This window comes from Actinosynnema sp. NPDC091369, from assembly GCF_044757065.1.
Taxonomy (GTDB): Bacteria; Actinomycetota; Actinomycetes; order Mycobacteriales; family Pseudonocardiaceae; genus Actinosynnema.
On record NZ_JBIVUG010000004.1, the window covers coordinates 461,448 to 480,640 of the forward strand.

A 19,193-nucleotide genomic window follows, 5' to 3' on the forward strand; every position below is an offset into this window, starting at 1 on the left:
TGATTACCATTCCCTCAGTCCCGGTCCGACGCCCCTTCGGAGGAGCACGCGTGGCGCACTTGTTGATGATCGAGAGCTGGGTGGGCGCGATGAGTTCGCTGCTGCCACGGGCGATCCACGAGTCCGGCCACCGGTTCACCTTCCTCACCCGCGACCTGCGGCACTACCTGCGCTCCGCGCCCGCGCACCCGCACCCGCTGCTGGCGGCGGACAACGTGCTCACCGCCGAGACCAACGACGTGCCCGCGCTGCTGTCCTACGTGGAGCGGCTGCACGGCGTGCTGGGGTTCGACGGCGTGATCTCCTCCTGCGACTACTACCTGTCCACGGTCGCCGCCGTCGCCGCGCACCTCGGCCTGCCCGGACCGGACCCGCTGGCCGTCGAACGCGCCTACCGCAAGGACCTCACCCGCACGACCACCTCGGCGGCGGGCGTTCCCGGTCCCCGGTTCGCGCTGACCCGGGACTGGCCCGCCACCGCGAAGGCCGCCGCCGAGCTGGGCTACCCGCTGGTGGTGAAGCCGGTCGACCTGTGCGCGGGGATGCACGTGCGGGAGGTGCGCGACGAGGCCGCGCTGCGCGAGGCGTACCAGGCGCTGGAAGCGTTCCCGGTCAACGCGCGCGGCCAGGAGCGGGTGCCGACCGTGCTGCTGGAGGAGCTGCTGGTCGGCCCCGAGGTGAGCGTGGAGACGGTGACCGTCGCGGGCACGACCCACGTGGTCGGGGTGACCGACAAGAGCCTGGCCGGGCGGCCGTGGTTCGTGGAGAGCGGCCACATGTTCCCGGCCGCGCTGGGCGACGCCGACTGGAGCGCGGCCGTGGACACCGCGGTGAGCGCGATCGAGGCGCTGGGCCTGGACCACGCCGTCGCGCACACGGAGGTCAAGCTGACCGCAGACGGTCCCCGCCTGATCGAGGTCAACCCGCGCCCGGCGGGCAACCAGATCACCGAGCTGGTCCGCCGCGTGACCGGGATCGACCTGCCCTCGGTGTTCGCCGACCTCGCCGCGGGCCGCGAGCCGGACCTGCGGGCGCGGGAGACGGGCGTGCGCAGTGCCGCCATCTCGTTCCTGCTGCCGCCGCGCGCCGGCGTGGTGGCCGGGATCGACGGCGTCGAGGCCCTGGCCGCGAACCCGGAGGTGGTCGACTGGGCCGCCAAGCCCGCGGGCCACCGCGCCGGCGAGCCGACCAGCAACAACAGCTACCTCGGGCACGTCATGGTGACGTCGCCGGACGGTGACGCGCGCACGCGCGCCGAGCGGGTCGTCGGCACGCTGGACGTGCGCTACGCGGAGCCCGTCGCGTGACCGCGCAGGCCGACCGGCGCCCCCTGTCCGGCGTCACCGAGCTCGTCGCCCTCGCCCGGGCGGGAGCGATGGGGCCCGACCCGGCCGGGTCCAGGGTCAGCGTCGCCTTCACCACGAGGCAGGGCGCGCGGCACGTGTCACGCGGTCAGGTGTACCGCAACACGGTGATCAGCGTCCGCATCGGCGACGCGGTCGGCTCGTGCGCGGTCGAGCCCGACGGCGCGGACGACGCGGCCGTGACCGACTGCGTCGGCGAGAGCGTCGCCGACCTGCTCGACCACCCCGACCCCGCGATCCGGACCGCCGTGCTGGACGCCTACCTGATGCACGCGCACCCGCACCACCTCGCCGCCGCGCGGCACGTCGTGATCGGCGCGGGCGACTCGCTGGCCAAGTCGATGGCCCGCGCGTCGACCGTGGTCGACCTGCTGGAGGCCCGGCCGGGGCAGCGGGTGCTGGTCGTCGGGGTGGTGAACTCGTTGCTGCACCACCTGCGCGACCGCGGGCTGCGCTACGTGCCGTGCGACCTCAAGGGCGGTCGCACCGAGTGGGGCGAGCCGATCGTGACCGACGCGCTCGCCGCCGTCGCCGACTGCGACCTGGTGCTGGCCTCCGGCATGACGGTCGGCAACGGCAGCTTCGAACCGCTGCTGCGCACGGCCGCCGCGGCGGGCCGGCCGCTGGTGGTGTTCGCCCAGACCGCGAGCGCGATCGTGCCGTGGTTCCTCGGGTCGGGCGTCACGGCGGTGTCGGCCGAGCCGTTCCCGTTCTTCTGGCTGCACGGCGGCCCGACCACGCTGCACCTCTACCGCTCCTCCCCCGCCGGACGGGACCGGTGACCGCGGTGCGCCGCAACCCCCACCTGTTCGACCTGCTCGGCAACACCCCGGTCGCCCGCATCGACACGCCGCTGCCGCACCGGCACGGCGGGTTCTGGGCGAAGCTGGAGTGCCTGAGCGCGGGTGGGATGAAGGCGCGTTCGGCGGTCGCGATGCTGTTAGCCGCACGGGAGCGCGGCGAGCTGCGCCCCGGCGCGGTCGTCGTGGAGTCGACCAGCGGCACGCTCGGCCTCGGCCTGGCGTTCGCGGGCCAGGCCCTGGGTCACCCGGTGGTGCTGGTGGTCGACCACGAGCTGGAGCCGTCGATGCGCGCGCTGCTGCGGGCCCACGGCGCGCGGCTGGAGGTCGTGGACCGGCCGCACCCGACCGGTGGCTGGCAGCAGGCCAGGTTGGACCGGCTGCACGCCCTGCTGCGCGGCCTGCCCGGCGCGTACTGGCCCGACCAGTACAACAACCCCGACAACCCGGCGGGGTACGCGGGGCTGGCCCGCGAGCTGGCCGCCCAGCTCGACCACGCCGACGTGCTGGTGTGCAGCGTCGGCACGGGCGGGCACAGCGCCGGTGTCGTGACGGCCCTGCGCCGGCACTGGCCGGACGTGCGGCTCATCGGCGTGGACACGGTCGGCTCGACGATCTTCGGCCAGCCCGCCCGGCCCCGGGTCATGCGCGGGCTGGGCAGCAGCATCCACCCGCGCAACGTCGCCTACGAGCTGTTCGACGAGGTGCACTGGCTCGGCCCGGTGGAGGTGGTGGACGCGTGCCGCCGGCTGGCGCGGGACTGCTTCGTCACCGGCGGCTGGAGCACCGGCGCGGTGGCCCTGGTGTCGTCGTGGGTGGCGCGCGTCGAACCGGGCGCGACCGTCGTGACGATCTTCCCCGACGGCCCGCACCGCTACCTCGGCACGATCTTCGACGACGACTTCTGCCGCGCGCGGGGCCTGCTGGGCACGCCCGAGGACCGGCCGGTCGAGATCGCCGACACCGCGGAGGTCGAGGTCACCAGCTGGGCGCGGTGCCGCACGGTCTACGCGCCCAAGCCCGTCGGGGTGCCGGCGTGAAGCTCGACTGGACGGTGTACGGGCTGGACCTGCGGTCGCCGCTGCGCATCTCGCGGTCGGTGATGGCCCGGCGTGACGCGGTGCGCGTGGTCGTGGAGTCCGACGGGGTCCGCGGCCACGGCGAGGTGGTGACCAGCCGGTACTACGGGCTGGACGTGGAGCGGATCACCGGGCTGCTGCGCGACCTCGCGCCCGTGGTCGACTCCTGCGCGAGCCCGGACGAGCTGCGGGAACGCCTGCCCGAGCTGCCGCCGGGCGTGCTCGCCGCCGTGGACGCCGCGCTGCACGACCTCGAAGCGCTGCGCGACGGCGTCCCGGTGCACGCCGCACTCGGAATTCCACAGTGGACGGACGTGCCGACGGCGTACACGATCGGCATCGGCTCGGTGCGCGACGCGGCTGCCGAAGCCGCCGCGCTGGCCGCGCGCGGGTTCAGCGTGCTCAAGGTCAAGGTCGGCGCGGAGGACGACGTGGCCCGGGTGGACGCGGTCCGGGCCGCCGCGCCCGACGCCCGGCTCATCCTCGACCCGAACGGCGGCTGGACCGCCGAGCAGGCGGTGCGGGTGGTCGACCGGCTCACCGGTGTCGACGCCCTGGAGCAGCCGATCCCGCCGGGCCGGTGGGACGAGCTGGCGTGGTTGCGCGAGCGGTGCCCGGTGCCGGTGATCGCGGACGAGGACGCCGCCACCGTCGCCGACGTGCGGGCGCTGGCGGACCTGGTGGACGGGGTGAACGTCAAGCTGGCCAAGTGCGGCGGCATCACCGCGGCGCGCGAGGTCGTCGACGTGGCGCGGGCGTGCGGCCTGGACGTGATGCTCGGCTGCCTGGTGGCCAGTTCGCTGGGCATCGCGCCCGCCGTGCACCTCACCGGTCATGCGCGGTGGGTCGACCTGGACGGCCACCTGCTGCTGGCCGACGACCCGTGGACGGGCATCGGCGGCGAGGACGGCACGCTGCGGCTGACCGGCGCGCCGGGGCTCGGCGTGGTGCCCCGATGAGGCGCTTCCCGCTGCCGGTGCGCCTGCTGCTGGTCAACCAGTTCGGCGTGAACACCGGCTTCTACCTGCTCATCCCCTACCTGGCCACGCACCTGGGCGACCTGGGCCTGTCGGTGGCGGCCATCGGCGCGGTCCTGGGCGTGCGGACGTTGAGCCAGCAGGGCCTGTTCCTGTTCGGCGGCACGGCGTCGGACCGGCTCGGGCCGCGCCGGGTCATCATCGCGGGCTGCGCGGTCCGGGCCGTCGGGTTCGGGCTGTTCGCGGCGGGCGAGTCGGTGGCGGTGCTGCTGGCCGCGTCCGTCCTCAGCGGGCTCGCGGGCGCGCTGTTCAACCCGGCCGTGCGGGCCTACATCGCCGAGGAGTCCGACGACCGGGCCGGCGCGTTCGCCCTGTTCAACGCCTACGGGCAGGCCGGCGCGCTGGCCGGACCGCTGCTGGGCGGCCTGCTGATGCTGTGGGACTTCCGGTTGGCGGCGCTGGTCGCGGCCGGGATCTTCGCCGCGCTCACGGTCGCGCAGGCCGTCGTGCTGCCCGACCGGCCCGTGGCGCCGCACCGGGGCACGGTGCTGGACGACTGGCGCGAGTGCCTGACCGACCGGCGGTTCCTGGCGTTCACCGGCGCGTTGACGGGCGTGTTCGTGCTCCAGAACCAGTTGTACCTGGTGCTGCCGCTGGAGGCGCGACGGCTGAGCGGGTCGTCGTTCGCGGTCGCGGCGGTGTTCCTGGTGTCCACCGTCGCCACCCTGCTGTTCCAGGTGCGCATCACCCGTGCGCTGGACCGGTTCGCGCGCGGTCGGGCCATCGCGCTCGGCATCGCGGTGATGGGGCTGGGTTTCGTCGCCACGGCCGTGAGCCACCTGGGGGCGTTCGGCGGCATCACGCCGGTGCTGGTCGCGACGCTGCTGCTGTCGGTCGGCGTGATGATCTCGCAGCCGTTCGTCTACGAGCTGATCCCCGCGTTCGGCCGCACCGGCTTGGCGGGCACGTACTTCGGCGTGTTCTACCTGGCCTCCGGCCTGGCGGCGGCGCTGGGGAACGCGGCCATCGGCTGGGTGTTCGGCCGGTCCGCCCCGGCCGCGTCGCTGCTGTGCGTGGCGGTGGGGCTCGGCTGCGCGGCGGCCGTGGCCCGGCTGCACCGGCGCGGCGTGCTGACCGCGAACCGAGAGGTGGCCAGATGAGTGAGACACCGATGACTGAGACGCAGATGAGTGCGACGCCGACGAGCGAGAACCTGCTGACCGACAACCCCGGCCTGTACGAGCAGCAGTTCCCCGACCCCGACCACGTCGCCGCCCGGTTCACGCACGACGTGGTGACGCGGTTCGGCGGGGGACGCGCCCTGCTCGACGTCGGCTGCGGCACCGGCCGCGACGCGGGTCACCTGGCGAGCCTCGGGTACGACGTGGTCGGCTTGGACAGCTCCGAGCGGATGGTCGAGCACGCCCGCGCGCACCACCCGGCGGTCGGGTTCGTGCTCGGCGACATGCGGACGTTCGACCTCGGCCGGCGCTTCGACGTGATCACGTGCCTGGACAGCGCGCTGCTGTACTGCCACGCGAACGCCGATCTGACCGCGTTCCTGGACCGCTGCCGCGAACACCTCGACCCCGGCGGGCTGCTGGTGGCGGAGATGCGCAACGGCGCGTTCTTCCTAGGCAACACCGAACTCCTCGACGGCGTCCGCACCCGCACGGTGGTCTGGGAAGGCGTGTCCTACACCTCGCACACCAGGCTCTGGATCGACCACGCGGCCCAACTGCTGCGCCGCCGGCGCGAGTGGTGGTGGCCCGGCGCGCAGCCGCTCGTGCAGCGCTCGGCGTGGCGGTTGCTGTTCCCGCAGGAGCTGCGGCACTTCCTCGACCACGCCGGGTTCGACGTGCTCGCCCTGTTCGACTCGCCGGGGCCGCGGACGGACGAGCCGTGGACGGCCGACGCCGCGGTGAGCGAGGCCCTGTCCGGAGACCGCCTGCACCTCGTCGCGCGCCTGCGCCACTGAAAGGAACACCATGCACCCCCTCAACCGCCGCGGTTTCCTCGGCCTCACCGCCGGCCTCTCGATCGCCGCCCTCACCGGCTGCGGCACGCAGACCCCGACCTCCGCCGCGTCCGCCCCCCGCGACGGCGGACGGCTGCGCGCGGCGTTCGCGGGCGGCGGGGCCAAGGAGGTCCTGGACCCGCACCTGGCCAACCTGTTCGTGGAGGCCGCCCGGTCCAAGGCGCTGTACGACAAGCTCGCCGACCTCGGCCCGGACGTCTCCGCCCAGCCCAGACTCGCCGAGAAGTGGGAACCCGACGCCACCCTGACCCGCTGGCGGATCACCCTGCGGCAGGCGACGTTCCACGACGGCCGGCCCGTGCGCGCGGAGGACGTGCTGGCCAGCTACGCCCGCATCCTCGACCCGAACCGCGCGTTCCGGGCGAAGTCCAGCCTCGCCGTGATCGACCTGCCGAACAGCCGCGCGGTGGACGAGCGGACGGTGGAGTTCGCGCTGAAGCGGCCGTTCGTGGAGTTCCCGAACGTGCTGGCCGCGTTCGGCGCGTACGTCGTGCCCGCGGGCACCGAGGACTTCACCGACCCGGTCGGCTCCGGGCCGTTCCGCTTCGTGTCGTTCGAGCCAGGCAAGTCGGTGCTGCTCAAGCGGCACGGCGAGTACTGGGAGGGCGCGCCGCACCTGGACGAGCTGGAGTTCGTGATCGCCAACGAGGAGTCCGCGCGGACGAACGCGCTGCTCGGCGGCCAGGTCGAGTACGCGCACGACCTCACCCCGACCACCGCCCGCAGCCACGAGGCCGGCGGCCGGATGGCCATCCACCGCGCGCCCAACAGCGCCGTGCAGGCGTTCGCGATGAAGCTGGACCGGCCGCCGTTCGACAACCGGGACCTGCGCGAGGCCCTGTTCCTGCTCGCCGACCGGCCGCAGCTGGTCGAGTCGGTGCTCGCGGGCAGCGGGCAGGTGGGCAACGACCTGTTCGGCAAGGGCTACCAGCACTACGCCGACGACATCCCGCAGCGCACCCGCGACCTGGACAAGGCGAAGTTCCTGATCCGCCGGGCGGGCGCGGAGGGACTGACGGTCAAGCTGGACACCTCCACCGCCGCGGCCGGCATGGTCGAGGCCGCCACCGTGTTCGCCGACCAGGTCAAGGGCTCCGGGCTGACCATCGAGGTGGTCACCGGCAACAAGGACAGCTACTGGTCCGACACGCTCAAGAACGGCTCGCTGTCGAGCTTCCGGTCCGGGGCGATGCCGATCGAGACGCACATCGCGCAGCGGCTGCTCAGCGGCTCGGGCACCAACGTGACCAAGTGGGCCCGGCCGGAGTTCGACGCCCTGTACGACCAGGCAGTGTCCACTGTGGACGCCGGGCGGCGGGACGGGTTGTACCGGGAGATGCAGCGCTCCCTGCACGCCGAGGGCGGCTACCTGATGTGGGGCTTCGCGGACTGGATCGTCGGCGCCGCCCCGAACGTCGGCGGCATCTCCACCGCGCCCGCCAACACGCTGGACTGGGCGCGGTTCGACAAGGTGTGGTTGGGGTGAGCCTGCGCCGGTACGCCGCCCGGCGACTGGCCCTGGGCCTGGTCCAGGTGCTCGCCGTGGTCACGGTGGTGTTCCTGCTGGTGCAGGCGCTGCCCGGGGACGCGGCGGTGGCGCTGGCGGGCGACAACCCGGACCCTGAGCGGATCGAGCAGATCCGCGTCGCGATGGGGCTGGACCGGCCACCGCTGGAGCGGTTCGGCGACTGGGTGGCGGGGCTCGCCCACGGCGACTTCGGCGTGTCGCTGATCTCCGGCCGGCCGGTGGCCGAGTTCCTGCACGACGGGCTGGGGCCCACGCTGGTGCTGGCGGTGCTCGCCCTGGTGCTGCTGATCCCGTTGTCGGTGCTGCTGGGCGTGCTGGCGGCGTTGCGCGAAGGCGGGCCGCTGGACCGCGCCGTCACGACGGTCACCGTGGGCCTGCACTCCATCCCGGAGTTCGCGCTCGCCGTGGTGCTGATCGCGGTGTTCGGGGTGCAGTTGCGGTGGCTGCCGCCCACGGCGGTGGGCGCCGACCTGCTCGGGCAGCCGGCCGTGCTGGTGCTGCCGCTGGCGGTGCTGGTGGCGCGGCCGCTGTGCTCGATCAGCCGGCTCGTGCGGGCCGGGATGATCGACGCGCTGGCGTCCGACCACGTCCGGCACGCGCTGCGGCTGGGCATCGGCGTGACGCGGGTCCGGTTCGCGCACGCGCTGCCGACCGCGCTGGCGCCCGCCGTGCAACAGGTGGCGCGGACCACCGACTGGTTGCTGGGCGGCGTGATCGTGGTCGAGGCGGTGTTCGTCATCCCGGGCCTCGGCACGATCCTGGTGGACGCGGTCGCGGGCCGCGACCTGCCGGTGGTGCAGGGGCTGGCGGTGGTGTTCGCGGTGACCACGGTCGTGGTGAACCTGGTCGCCGACCTGCTGGTGTTCCGGCTCGCCCCCCGATCGGTGGCGATCGCGTGAAGGGCGTCGGCCTGCTGCTCGTGCTGGTGCCGCTGGCGTTGGCGCTGCTGGGGCCGCTGTTCGTGCCGGACGAGCTGACGCGCGGCGCGCCGTTCGTCGCGAACTCGTCGCTGGGCACCGACTTCGTCGGCCGGGACGTGTGGCACCAGGTGCTCGCGGGCGGGCAGACCGTGGTGCTGGTCGCGGTGCTGGCGTCGGTGCTGTCCTACCTGCTGGGCGTGCCGTGGGGCGTGGTCGCCGCGATGACCCGCCTGCGAATCGTGGACGAGGTGCTGATGCGGCCCCTCGACCTGCTGCTGGCCGTGCCGTCGCTGCTGGTGCTGATCCTGGTGGCGGCCATCGCGGGCCCCGGGCTGCCAGTGCTCGTCGGCGTGGTGGCGCTGGTCAACTTCCCCGACGTGGCGCGGATCTCGCGGGCCGCCGCGCTGGAGGTCGCCGGGCGTCCGGCGCTGGAGGCGATGCGGTTGCAGGGCGAGACGTGGTGGCGGACGTCGGTCGTCTACACGGGACGGTCGATGCTGCGGACGCTGGCCGCCGACTCGGGCGTGCGGCTGACCGGCGCGCTGTACCTGGTCGCGTCGGCCAGCTTCCTCGGCGTCGGCGTGGCGCCGGACGCCGCCGACTGGGCCGTCATGGTCGACCGCAACCGGGTGGGCCTGTTCATCCAGCCGTGGGCGGTCGTGGTGCCCGCGCTGCTGATCGTCGCCCTGTCGGTGGGGCTGAACCTGGTGTTCGACCGGGCGTTGCGGGCGGAGGCGCGGACGTGACGACCGTGGTGCACGTCGAGGACCTGCGCGCGGTCGCCGGGTCGCACGTCCTGGTCGACGGGGTCAGCTTCGCGCTGGCCGCCGGCCAGGTGGTCGCCCTGGTCGGTGCGTCCGGCAGCGGCAAGACCACCACGGGGCTCGCGCTGCTCGGCGAGCACGCGCCGGGCGTGTCGGTCAGCGGACGGGTCACCGTGACCGGCCGGGTCGGGTTCGTGCCGCAGCAGCCGTCGGCGGCGCTGAACCCGGTGCGACGGCTCGGCGGCGTGTTCCGGGAAATCGCCGCGCTGCACCCCGGCGACCGCGACGCGCTGGTCACGACCGCGCTGCGCCGGGCCCGCGTGCCGGTGGAGCTGCTGCGCCGGTACCCGCACGAGCTGTCCGGCGGGCAGCAGCAGCGGGTGGTGCTGGCGCAGGCCCTCGTGGGCGACCCGGCCGTGCTGGTCGCCGACGAGCCGACCACCGGGCAGGACCCGATCACCCGGGCCGAGGTGGTGGACGAGCTGTCGTCGGTCGTGGCGCAGGGCGTGGCGCTGGTGCTGCTCACGCACGACCTGGACGTGGTGCGCGCGCTGGCCGACGAGGTCGTGGTGCTGCGGTCGGGCCGGGTCGTGGAGGCGGGCCCCGTGGCCGACGTGCTCGACCGGCCGCGGTCGGCCTACACCGCCGCGCTGGTCGCGGCACAGCCCCGGGTCACCGTGCCCGACGGGCGCCCGGCCGTCGCGCCCCGGCTGGAGACGCGGTCGCTGACCGCGCGGCACCGCGCCACGACCGTGCTGCACGACGTGGACGTGCGGGTGGGCGCGGGCGAGTGCCTGGCCGTCGTGGGGCGGTCCGGGAGCGGCAAGACGACGCTCGCCCGGTGCGTCGCCGGGCTGCACGCCGGGTTCACCGGTGACGTGCTGCTCGACGGCCGCCCGCTACCGCGGTCGCTGCGCCGCCGTTCCCGGTCCGAGCTGGCCGCGGTGCAGTACGTGTTCCAGGACCCGCGCGCGTCGTTCGACGCCTACCGGACCGTGCTCGACCAGGTCAGCCGGACCGCCGTGCGGCTCGGCGGCGTCGCCGACGCGCGTGCGGCGGCGGTGGCGGAACTGGCGGCCGTGGGGCTGGACGAGGCGACCGCGACCCGCCGGCCCGCCGCGCTGTCCGGCGGCGAGCTGCAACGCGCCGCGCTGGTGCGCGCGCTGCTGGCCCGGCCCGACGTGCTCGTGTGCGACGAGATCACGGCCGGGCTGGACACCCTGACCCAGGCGAGCCTGCTCGACCAGCTCGCCGCGCTGACCTGCACCGTGGTGCTGATCAGCCACGACCTGGCCGTCGTCGCGCGGCTGGCCGACCGCGTCGCCGTGCTGCACCAGGGGCACGTCGTCGAGCACGGCCCGGCGGGCGACGTCCTGGGCTCCCCCACCCACCCGGTCACCATCGGCCTGCTGGGCCGCTCGATGGAAGGAACAGAGGAGAAGAAGACATGACCCCCTACCACCGCGAAGTGGGGCCGTACGAGGTCCGTCGCGCGCGAGAGTCCGATCTGGACGGTGCGCGCAGCGTCATGCTGGACACGTTCTACCAGGAGTTCGGCTACGGCTACCGGCCCGAGTGGCACCGGGACGTGGTCGACCTCGAAGGCGCGTACCTGCGCCCCGAGCGGCACGCGCTGTTCGTCGCGGTCAAGGGCGACGAGGTGGTGGGCACCACCGGCGTGCGCGCCACCGCGCCGGCCAGCCCGCCGCACCCCGCCTGGCTGGCCGCCCGCTACCCCGACGGCGTCACGGCGCAGCTGTTCCGCGTGTACGTGCGGCCCGACCACCGCCGGGCCGGGTTGGCGCGGGCGCTGGTCGAGATGGCCACCGGGTTCGTCGCCGCGACGCCCGGCTACGAGCGGCTGTACCTGCACACCGACACCCGGATCGCCGGGGCCGAGCCGTTCTGGCGGTCCGTGGCGGAGGAGGTGCACGACGCCCGTGACGGCGACCCGATTACCTTCCAGACCGTCCACTTCGAGATCCCGCTGCCGCGCTGAGGTCCGCTACCGGCCACGTCGTCGGCGGAGCAGGTCCGCCAACGACGTGGCCGGGTGCCCGGTGAGCGCGGGCACCGCGTCGCTCACCCCGTCCAGCTCGCCGCGGGCGATGGCGGTGTAGGTGGACACCCACGCGTCGACCTGCCAGTCCGGCGCGCCGTACCCCGCGCGTGAGCGATAGGCTTCCTCGACGGTTTCCGGGTGATAGGTGATCGTCCGGCCGGTGGCTTCCGACAGCACGGCCGCGATGTCGTGCAGCGACAGGGCTTGCGGCCCGGTGAGGTCGTACGTGCGGCCCGCGTGCTCCTCCGGATCGGTGAGCACGGCGGTGGCGGCGTCGGCGATGTCGTCCTGCGCCACGACGGCCGCCCGACCGTCGCCGGCGGGACCGCGCAGCACGTCGTCGTCCCCGACCATGGCGGGCAGGAAGTCGGCGTAGAGGTTGTCCCGCAGGAACGTGAACGCCATCCCGCTCGCACGGATGTGCTGCTCGGTGGCGTGGTGGTCGCGCGCGAGGGTGAACGTGGCGTCCGCCGCGGCCCCGGCGAACGAGGTGTAGACCAGGTGGGCGACCCCGGCGTCCGCCGCGGCGTCGACGAAGGCCCGGTGCTGGTCGACGCGGTCCGTCGACTCCGACCCCGAGACCATGAGAACGACCGGGATGCCTTCCAGGGCACGGCGGACGGCGTCGCGGTCGGCGAACGACGCCCGCGCCACGGCCGCGCCGGGCAGGTCCGGCGCGCGGGACGGGTCCCGGACGAGGAGCAGCTGGGCGTGGCCCGCGTCGGCGAGGCGGCGGGCGACACGGCCACCGATGTTCCCGGTGGCGCCGGTGACGGCGAGCGACGGCATGCGGCGTGGTCCTCTCGGCTGGTCGCGCCGAGTCTCCCACCGCCGGCTCGCCGTCGGCCATTCGAACCGGTGCGGGCGCGCGGCTCCGGAACTCGCGGTCCCGATCGTGCACGTGACACCTCCTCCACTCGGTCACCCCCTATACGGCGGCCGACCGCGCCCCGTTGCCCGTAACTTTGCGTGACGACACGACGAGGGGCCCGCGCACCCCCGAGCGCACGGGCCCCTCTGCCGAGCCGGCTCCCCGATCAACCGGCCGGGTCGAAACGCACGGGCTACTCCTCCCGCGCCCACGCCTTCGCCAGCTTGAGCTTGCCGCCGGTGTGCAGCAGCGACCCCGAGTAGACCCGGCTCGCCAGTAGCACGGTCAGCACGACCGTCCCGGCCAGCAGGCCCAGCGCCAGCAGCGGCTCCCAGACCGCCGCGTCACCGGCGAACAGTCGCACCGGCATCGCGATCGCCGACGAGAACGGCAGGAACGACAGCACGGTGAGCACGGTGGCGTTGTCGGAGAAGAACATCACGCCGAAGTACGGGCCCATCACCAGGATCATCACCAGGCCCATGCTCGAACCCAGGTCCTCCTGCCTGCTGACCAACGAACCGGCGACCGCCCACATCGACGCCAGCAGCACGAACCCCAGCACCAGGAACGGCACGAACCAGCCGAGCGCGGGCGCGACCAGGGCCAGCAGCTCCGAGTGCCCGCCCAGCCGCAGCGCCAGCGGCGCGGCCACCGCGATCACCACCACCTGGCCGATCGTCAGCAGCGAGTGGCCCGCGATCTTGCCCGCCAGCAGGGCCCGCACCGGGATCGTCGCCACCAGGATCTCCACGATCCGGGTCTGCTTCTCGGTGACCGTGCTCTGCGCGATGGCCGTGCCGCTCATCCCCACGATGAGGAACACCAGCGCGAACACCATGATCGCCAACTGCCGCTGGCCCTGCCCCACCTCGGCCGGGTCGAGCAGGTCGACCGGCGGCGCGGTCCGCAGCGCGGCCAGCACGTCGGTCGGCGGGTCGGCCAGCGCGACCACGCGCACACCGGTGGCCGAGTCGCCGGTGGTGTCCGGCACGACCGCCGCCTCCACCTCCTCCGACCGGATCAACGCCTGCGCGGCGGCCTCGTCGGCGACCTCGCGGACCTCCAGCCCGCTGTCGGTCAGCACCTCGGCGGCTCGCGCGCCGACCGCGGCCACCTTCGTCTCACCGCCGCCGAGCACGGTCGGCAGGATCGACATCGCGAACAACCCGACCACGATCACCGCGAGGCCGATCCAGAAACCCTTGGCGCGCAGGAACGTCCGCACCTCGCGCTCGGCGACCAACCGGGTGGCCGCCGCGAAACCCCGCGCCCCGCCGTGCTCCGCCACACCGCGCTGCTCCGCCACGCCGTGCTGCTCCGTCACGCCGGTCATCAGATCGCCTCCATGAAGATCTCGTCGAGCGTGGGCACCACCGGGGTGAAGCCGCGCACCGGACCGCGGCCCAGCGCGGCCTGGAGGACCACCTGGTCCACGTCGGCGACGCCGTCGGGCTCGAACACCACGCGCGGCCCGTCGACGTCCACCACCCGCACGCCCGGCACGTCCCGCACCCAGCCCGCGTCCGACGCCACGACCAGCTCGAACCGGGTCGTGCCGTACCGGGCTCGCAGCTCGTCACGCGCGCCTGCCGCCGTGATCCGCCCGCCGGAGATGATCACCACGTCGTCGCACAGCCGTTCCACGACCGACAGCTGGTGGCTGGAGAACAGCACCGGCACGCCGTTCGCGGCCCGCTCGCGCAGCACGCCCAGCACCGTCTCGACCGCGATCGGGTCCAGCCCGGAGAACGGCTCGTCCAGGATCAGCATCACCGGGTCGTGCACCAGCGCGGCGGCGACCTGCGCGCGCTGCTGGTTGCCCAGCGACAGCTCCTCCAGCTTGTCGTCCGCCCGGTGGCCGAGTTCGAGCTGGTCGAGCAGGCGTGCGGTGTTGCGCCGCGCGGCGGCGGCGTCCAGGCCGTGCAGCCGGCCGAGCCAGGCGATCTGCTCGGCCACGCCCATCTTCGGGTACAGGCCGCGCTCCTCGGGCATGTACCCGAACCGCTGCCGCACCGCGCCGGTCACCGGCGAGCCCTGCCAGGCGACCGTGCCGCCGTGCGCGGCCAGGACGCCGAGGACGATGCGCATCGTGGTGGTCTTGCCGGACCCGTTCGCGCCCAGGAACCCGGTCATGCGGCCGGGTCGGACCTCGAACGAGACCCCGTCGAGGACCCGGTGGTCGCCGAAGCTCCGGCTGACCGACGTGACTGTCAACATGACCGCAACGCTAGGTCGCCGCGCCCTCCGGCACGTCCGGCCCGAGATCGACTCCGGGGTCCTCCTCGCGGAGGACCCCGCGCGTCACGCCCGGCCCGGCTCCACGATCCCGTGCTCGTAGGCGAACACGACGGCGTGCGTCCGGTCGCGCAGGCCCAGCTTCGCCAGGATGCGCGACACGTGCGTCTTCACCGTGGTCTCGCCCAGGTACAGCGCACCCGCGATCTCGGCGTTGCTCGCGCCGCGGGCCAGGTGGACCAGCACCTCGAACTCGCGGTCGGTGAGCTCCGGTGGCCGCCGGGTGGGCGTGACCGGGGCCGGCGCGGTGAACCGCGCGATGACGCGGCGCGTGACCTCGGGCGAGAGCAGCGCGTCACCGCGCGCGACGACCCGCACCGAGTCGACCAGGTCCTCCGGGGAGGCGTTCTTGAGCAGGAAACCGCTCGCACCCGCCCGCAACGCCTCGAACAGGTAGTCCTCGCGGTCGAACGTGGTCAGGATGACCACCTTGATCGGGTGGCCCGCGCCGTCCGCGCCGAGGATGCGCCGGGTGGCCTCCAGCCCGTCCACGCCCGGCATCTGCACGTCCATCAGCACCACGTCCGGCTGGAGCCGGCCGACCACGTCCACGGCCTCGGCGCCGTCGCGGGCCTCGCCGACCACCTCGATGTCGTCCTCCGTGCCGAGGATGACCCGGAAGCCCGCCCGGACCAGGTCCTGGTCGTCGGCGAGCACCACGCGCAGGGGAGCCGTCATGCCGGGAACCTCGCACGGACCCGGTACCCGGCGTCACGGCGGGGTCCGGCTTCCAGCTCGCCGCCGTGCACCGCGACCCGTTCCCGCATGCCGACCAGCCCGAACCCGGCCCCGCCCGACGCCCCCGCGCGCCCCCGACCGTCGTCGGCCACCTCGACCTCCAGCGAGTTCTCCAGGAACCGCACGCGCACGTCGGCCTTGCGCGCGTCGGCGTGCTTCACCACGTTCGTCAAGGACTCCTGCACGATCCGGTACACCGACAGCGCCACCCCCTCCGGCACCGGCCGCGGCTCCCCGTACACGCCGTGCGCCACGTCGAGCCCGGCCGACCGCGCCTGCTCCGCCAGCTCCGGCAACTGGTCCAGGCCCGGCGACGACGTCTCGCCGCCGGTGGCGGGCACGTCCTCCTGGTCGGCCCGCAGCACGCCCAGCAGGCCGCGCAGCTCGCCGATGGCCGTGCGCGCGGTCTCCTCCACGGTCCGCAGCGCGTCCCGGGCCAGGTCGGGGTCGCGGTCGAGCACCCGTCGCGCCGCACCGGCCTGCACGCCCATCACCGACACGTGGTGCGCCACGACGTCGTGCAGGTCGCGGGCGATGCGCACCCGTTCGGCGACGATCGCGCCCCGCGTGTTCTGCTCCTGCGACCGCCGCAACTGCTCGGCCCGGTGCTCCAGCTCGGCCTGCCGCCGCGCGGAGACCCACGCCATCTCGCCGAAGAAGTACGCGGACAGGAAGAACAGCACGTTGAACCCGATGCCGTACAGGACGGTCGCGAGCACCGGGTCGAGCGGCCCGGCCGCGCCCTCGAAGTGCGGCGCGGGCTCCAGCAGGAACCTCACCAACCCGAACCCGAGCCACCCGAACATCGCCACGACCACCGCCACCCGCCCCCACCGCGCGCGGGTCCGGTCCTGCCCCCACGCGCCGGCGCTGAAGATGGCCAGGAACAACGCGACGGACGGCACGAGGTTGTCCGCCACCTGCCGCGCCTGGACCACGATGAGCAGCGCGCCGACCAGGAACATCACCGTGAGGGGGTAGCGCCGCCGGGCGACCAGGGGCAACGTCAGGGCCGCACCCCAGGCGAGCTGCTCGGCGAGCGGCGGTCCGCTGTCCCACGGGCTCGCGCCCATGCTGCTGATCAGCACGGTCACGACGACGGCTCCGGCCAGCGCGGCGAGCGCCAACCAGACGTCGTCACGCCACCCGGCCGGGCCGGGCCCGGGACGCCGCCACTGCGCCCAGTCGGGCTCGCGCGAGGGTTCGTCCGTCATGCCCGAAACGTAACCCGGCTCCGGTCCCCGGCCGGCGCCGGCACACCCCTCACCGTGGTGCCGACCCTCTTGAGGGACTCTTGAGGGGACCAGCATGCTCCTGACTCTCCATTCGCCACAATCCCGATCCACTACTACCCTGACCAGGCTCAACGTCGATCATCAGCTTCACGATCGGGTGAACCTGCCAAGTCCACTCAAATAAAACACCGTCACCGAACTCCCCAAACGTCGGTTGAAACGAAGAGGAAACCCGAGCAACCACCCCTGCCCCAACCCGCCGATGGCCTCCCCACCCAATCGCCCCTCGCCCCGACCCGACCCGCCTCGACCGTGGGCCTGAGCCCTGACCCCGACCCCCCGAATCCCAGACCACCACCACCCGCAGCGGAACCGGCCGTCGAGCACGCGAACCGCCGCCGCCACGCAGCGGGCCAGTCGCACAGCATGCGGACCACCGCCCCTTGCGGTGGACCGGCCGACCCAGCGCCACGCCGCGGTGGGCCAGCTGCCTAGCACCGGACCGGCCCCCGGCTCGCGGTTGACCGGCCCGACCAACGTCAGGCCAGCGCCGCCTCGCGGTGGATTGGGCAGCCCGGCGCAAGACCGCCGCCGCCGCCGGCGGCTCACGGTGGACCTGCGCACCCGGTGCCGTACCGGTGCCGCCCACCGGTGGACCGGATTGCGCGTCAGGCCACCGCCGACAGGCCGCGCGGACTGGCCTGACCGATGGCGAGCCGCCGTGGGGCGCGGCAGGCCGGCTCACCCGCAGTCAGGAAGCGCCCGCCGTCGGGACCCTGCCGGCTGGCGACAGGCTCGTGTGGTGGTGGGTGGAGTGGGGTCAGCCGGTTGTTCGGGCGGCCGTGATCACCACGGCCGTGTAGCGCATCACGAAGCTGCCGCCGGCCGCGTCGATCACCGCGCCGATGTCGGCCAGCACGTCGTCCAGCACGCCGGGTGGAAACAGGGTGCGCGCGCCCGAGGTCGGCAGCTGGTCCAGCCACTCGTCGCGGGTGTAGGTGCGGTCCCAGTCGAACTGCCACTCCTCCGGCTCGGTGAAGCCGCCCGCCTGGCGGATGCCGTCGACGGCCCGGTCGGTCAGCGCGGTGTGGCCGGTTCCGGAGTAGGCGCGGCCGGCGAGTGAGCCCGGGACGACGCGCTCGTAGACGTCGGCGAAAGCCTGGGCCAGGTCGGGTGGTGGTTGGGCGACGTTCCAGAACGCGGCCAGTCTGCCGCCGGGGCGCAGCACGCTCGCCGCCTTGGCCGCGCCCGCGACCGGGTCGACCCAGTGCCAGCTCTGGCCGGACACCACGGCGTCGAACGTCCGGCCGGCGGGGTCCCACGACTCGAACGCGGCCACCTCGACGTCCAGGCCGCTCCGCCGGGCCCACTCGGCCATCCGGGGGTCGACCTCGACGCCCAGCACCCGGCACCCGGCGGCTTGGAACAGCCTGGTCGCGATGCCGGTGCCCGCGCCGACGTCGACCACGTCCGGTCCGGGGCCGGCGGTGACGATCGCGGACACCATGGTGTCCGGGTAGGTGGGGCGGGCGCGGTCGTAGCGGGCCGGGTCGGTGCCGAAGGACTCGGCCATGCCGCGGGCCTGGTGGGGTTCGGAGGGTAAAGTGGGCATGCGCCCACTATGAGTGGGCGGATGCCCACTCGTCAACCTGCCCTTCGTCAACCGGGAGGAGCGCCGTGCCCACCGGCGTGACCATTCGCGACGTGCGCGACCAGCTGTTCGACGCCGCCGACCGCATCCTGCTGCGGGACGGGCCGAGCGCGTTGACCAGCCGGGCGGTCACCGCCGAGGCCGGTGTCGCCAAGGGCGTGCTGCACCGCCACTTCGCCGACTTCGACGCGTTCCTGGCCGAGTTCGTGCTCGACCGCGTCCACCGGATGGACGCCCAGGCCGCCGCCCTGCGCGACTCCGCCGGCGTCGGCTCGGTCGCCGACAACCTGACCGACGCGCTGACCGCCCTGTTCGGCTCGGTCGCCGTGGCGATCGTGGCCCTGGTGACGTTCCGCGACGAGCTGCGCGCCCGGCTGCGCGAGACCTGGCCCGCCGGCGTGCCGGTGCTGACCGAGGCGGTGATCATGATCGCGGCGTACCTCGCGGCCGAGCGCGACCTCGGCCGCCTCGCGCCCGACGCCCCGGTCGACGCGCTCGCGCCCACGCTGATCGGCACCGCGCACCTGCTGTTCGCCGACCGCGGCGCACGGCCGGACCGCGAGGCCGTGCACCGAGCCGTCACCTCGGTCGTCGCCGGGGCCCTGCGGCACTGACCGCCGGCGGGGCTCGATCCCGGTGGCCGTGTCGCCGAGCGCGAGCCGAGCGCGAACGGGGACGGCTCGCACTCGGCGATGAAGTCGCCCGGGAACCGAGCCGGAACTCCACCGCCGCCTCCAGCCGGCGCACCGCGTCCCCCAGCAGCGTCACGTCGAGCGCCGAGGTCCGTAGGGCACCTGGAGACCGGCGAACGGGGCCCAGTCGAGCCTGACCGTGCCGGACGACGCGGGCAGGCGCGGGAAGCCCACGC

Annotated in this window: 18 protein-coding genes; 12 read left to right on the forward strand and 6 right to left on the reverse strand. The window is 74.2% G+C overall.

Annotated features, from left to right (window positions below; translation table 11 throughout):
- The first annotated feature begins 50 nt into the window (after positions 1-50).
- From ACIQMJ_RS18655 to ACIQMJ_RS18705, 11 genes are read left to right on the forward strand one after another with little or no spacing between them, the layout of a single operon-like run.
- The gene (locus ACIQMJ_RS18655; protein WP_499762215.1) at positions 51-1,307 is read left to right on the forward strand and encodes an ATP-grasp domain-containing protein; all 1,257 of its coding nucleotides are present in this window, start codon (positions 51-53) and stop codon (positions 1,305-1,307) included.
- Positions 1,304-2,146 carry a Rossmann-like domain-containing protein gene (locus ACIQMJ_RS18660; protein ID WP_499762216.1) on the forward strand — a complete coding sequence of 281 codons (843 nt, stop codon included), beginning with the start codon at positions 1,304-1,306 and terminating at the stop codon, positions 2,144-2,146. Before ACIQMJ_RS18655 ends, ACIQMJ_RS18660 begins: the two co-directional genes overlap by 4 nt.
- Positions 2,143-3,204: a PLP-dependent cysteine synthase family protein gene (locus ACIQMJ_RS18665; RefSeq protein ID WP_499762217.1), complete on the forward strand. Its 1,062-nt coding sequence runs from the start codon at positions 2,143-2,145 to the stop codon at positions 3,202-3,204. The genes ACIQMJ_RS18660 and ACIQMJ_RS18665 overlap by 4 nt, the downstream gene beginning before the upstream one ends.
- On the forward strand, positions 3,201-4,202 hold the full coding sequence (locus ACIQMJ_RS18670; RefSeq protein WP_499762218.1) for a dipeptide epimerase: 1,002 nt from the start codon (positions 3,201-3,203) through the stop codon (positions 4,200-4,202). The genes ACIQMJ_RS18665 and ACIQMJ_RS18670 overlap by 4 nt, the downstream gene beginning before the upstream one ends.
- Positions 4,199-5,380: an MFS transporter gene (locus tag ACIQMJ_RS18675; protein ID WP_499762219.1), complete on the forward strand. Its 1,182-nt coding sequence runs from the start codon at positions 4,199-4,201 to the stop codon at positions 5,378-5,380. The genes ACIQMJ_RS18670 and ACIQMJ_RS18675 overlap by 4 nt, the downstream gene beginning before the upstream one ends.
- 11 nt (positions 5,381-5,391) lie before the next feature.
- On the forward strand, positions 5,392-6,198 hold the full coding sequence (locus ACIQMJ_RS18680) for a class I SAM-dependent methyltransferase (RefSeq protein WP_499762220.1): 807 nt from the start codon (positions 5,392-5,394) through the stop codon (positions 6,196-6,198).
- A 10-nt stretch (positions 6,199-6,208) separates the two neighbouring features.
- A complete protein-coding gene (locus ACIQMJ_RS18685; RefSeq protein ID WP_499762221.1) occupies positions 6,209-7,744 on the forward strand; it encodes an ABC transporter substrate-binding protein in 1,536 nt (511 codons plus the stop codon).
- Complete coding sequence (locus ACIQMJ_RS18690) at positions 7,741-8,685, forward strand: ABC transporter permease (protein ID WP_499762222.1); 945 nt, start codon at positions 7,741-7,743, stop codon at positions 8,683-8,685. The genes ACIQMJ_RS18685 and ACIQMJ_RS18690 overlap by 4 nt, the downstream gene beginning before the upstream one ends.
- Positions 8,682-9,452, forward strand: a complete 771-nt coding sequence (locus tag ACIQMJ_RS18695; protein WP_499762223.1) for an ABC transporter permease — start codon at positions 8,682-8,684, stop codon at positions 9,450-9,452. The genes ACIQMJ_RS18690 and ACIQMJ_RS18695 overlap by 4 nt, the downstream gene beginning before the upstream one ends.
- Complete coding sequence (locus tag ACIQMJ_RS18700) at positions 9,449-10,921, forward strand: ABC transporter ATP-binding protein (RefSeq protein WP_499762224.1); 1,473 nt, start codon at positions 9,449-9,451, stop codon at positions 10,919-10,921. The genes ACIQMJ_RS18695 and ACIQMJ_RS18700 overlap by 4 nt, the downstream gene beginning before the upstream one ends.
- Positions 10,918-11,469 carry a GNAT family N-acetyltransferase gene (locus tag ACIQMJ_RS18705; protein WP_499762225.1) on the forward strand — a complete coding sequence of 184 codons (552 nt, stop codon included), beginning with the start codon at positions 10,918-10,920 and terminating at the stop codon, positions 11,467-11,469. The genes ACIQMJ_RS18700 and ACIQMJ_RS18705 overlap by 4 nt, the downstream gene beginning before the upstream one ends.
- A 6-nt stretch (positions 11,470-11,475) precedes the next feature.
- Here the strand turns inward: ACIQMJ_RS18705 and ACIQMJ_RS18710 are convergent, their stop codons facing one another.
- From ACIQMJ_RS18710 to ACIQMJ_RS18735, 6 genes are all read right to left on the reverse strand, one after another.
- Entirely contained in the window at positions 11,476-12,321 is an 846-nt protein-coding gene (locus ACIQMJ_RS18710) for an SDR family oxidoreductase (protein WP_499762226.1), read from the reverse strand.
- A 275-nt stretch (positions 12,322-12,596) separates the two neighbouring features.
- Positions 12,597-13,739 (reverse strand): ABC transporter permease, encoded by a 1,143-nt coding sequence (locus tag ACIQMJ_RS18715; protein ID WP_499762227.1) that lies wholly within the window; start codon positions 13,737-13,739, stop codon positions 12,597-12,599.
- Positions 13,739-14,623, reverse strand: coding sequence for an ABC transporter ATP-binding protein (locus tag ACIQMJ_RS18720; protein WP_499762228.1), 885 nt, complete (start codon positions 14,621-14,623; stop codon positions 13,739-13,741). Before ACIQMJ_RS18720 ends, ACIQMJ_RS18715 begins: the two co-directional genes overlap by 1 nt.
- 84 nt (positions 14,624-14,707) lie before the next feature.
- Entirely contained in the window at positions 14,708-15,379 is a 672-nt protein-coding gene (locus ACIQMJ_RS18725; RefSeq protein WP_499762229.1) for a response regulator, read from the reverse strand.
- Positions 15,376-16,653, reverse strand: coding sequence for a sensor histidine kinase (locus tag ACIQMJ_RS18730; RefSeq protein ID WP_499762230.1), 1,278 nt, complete (start codon positions 16,651-16,653; stop codon positions 15,376-15,378). The genes ACIQMJ_RS18725 and ACIQMJ_RS18730 overlap by 4 nt, the downstream gene beginning before the upstream one ends.
- 841 nt (positions 16,654-17,494) lie before the next feature.
- The gene (locus tag ACIQMJ_RS18735; RefSeq protein ID WP_499762231.1) at positions 17,495-18,286 is read right to left on the reverse strand and encodes a class I SAM-dependent methyltransferase; all 792 of its coding nucleotides are present in this window, start codon (positions 18,284-18,286) and stop codon (positions 17,495-17,497) included.
- A gap of 65 nt (positions 18,287-18,351) precedes the next feature.
- Between ACIQMJ_RS18735 and ACIQMJ_RS18740 the strand changes: the two genes are divergently transcribed.
- Positions 18,352-18,939 (forward strand): TetR/AcrR family transcriptional regulator, encoded by a 588-nt coding sequence (locus ACIQMJ_RS18740; protein WP_499762232.1) that lies wholly within the window; start codon positions 18,352-18,354, stop codon positions 18,937-18,939.
- The last annotated feature ends 254 nt before the right edge of the window (positions 18,940-19,193 follow it).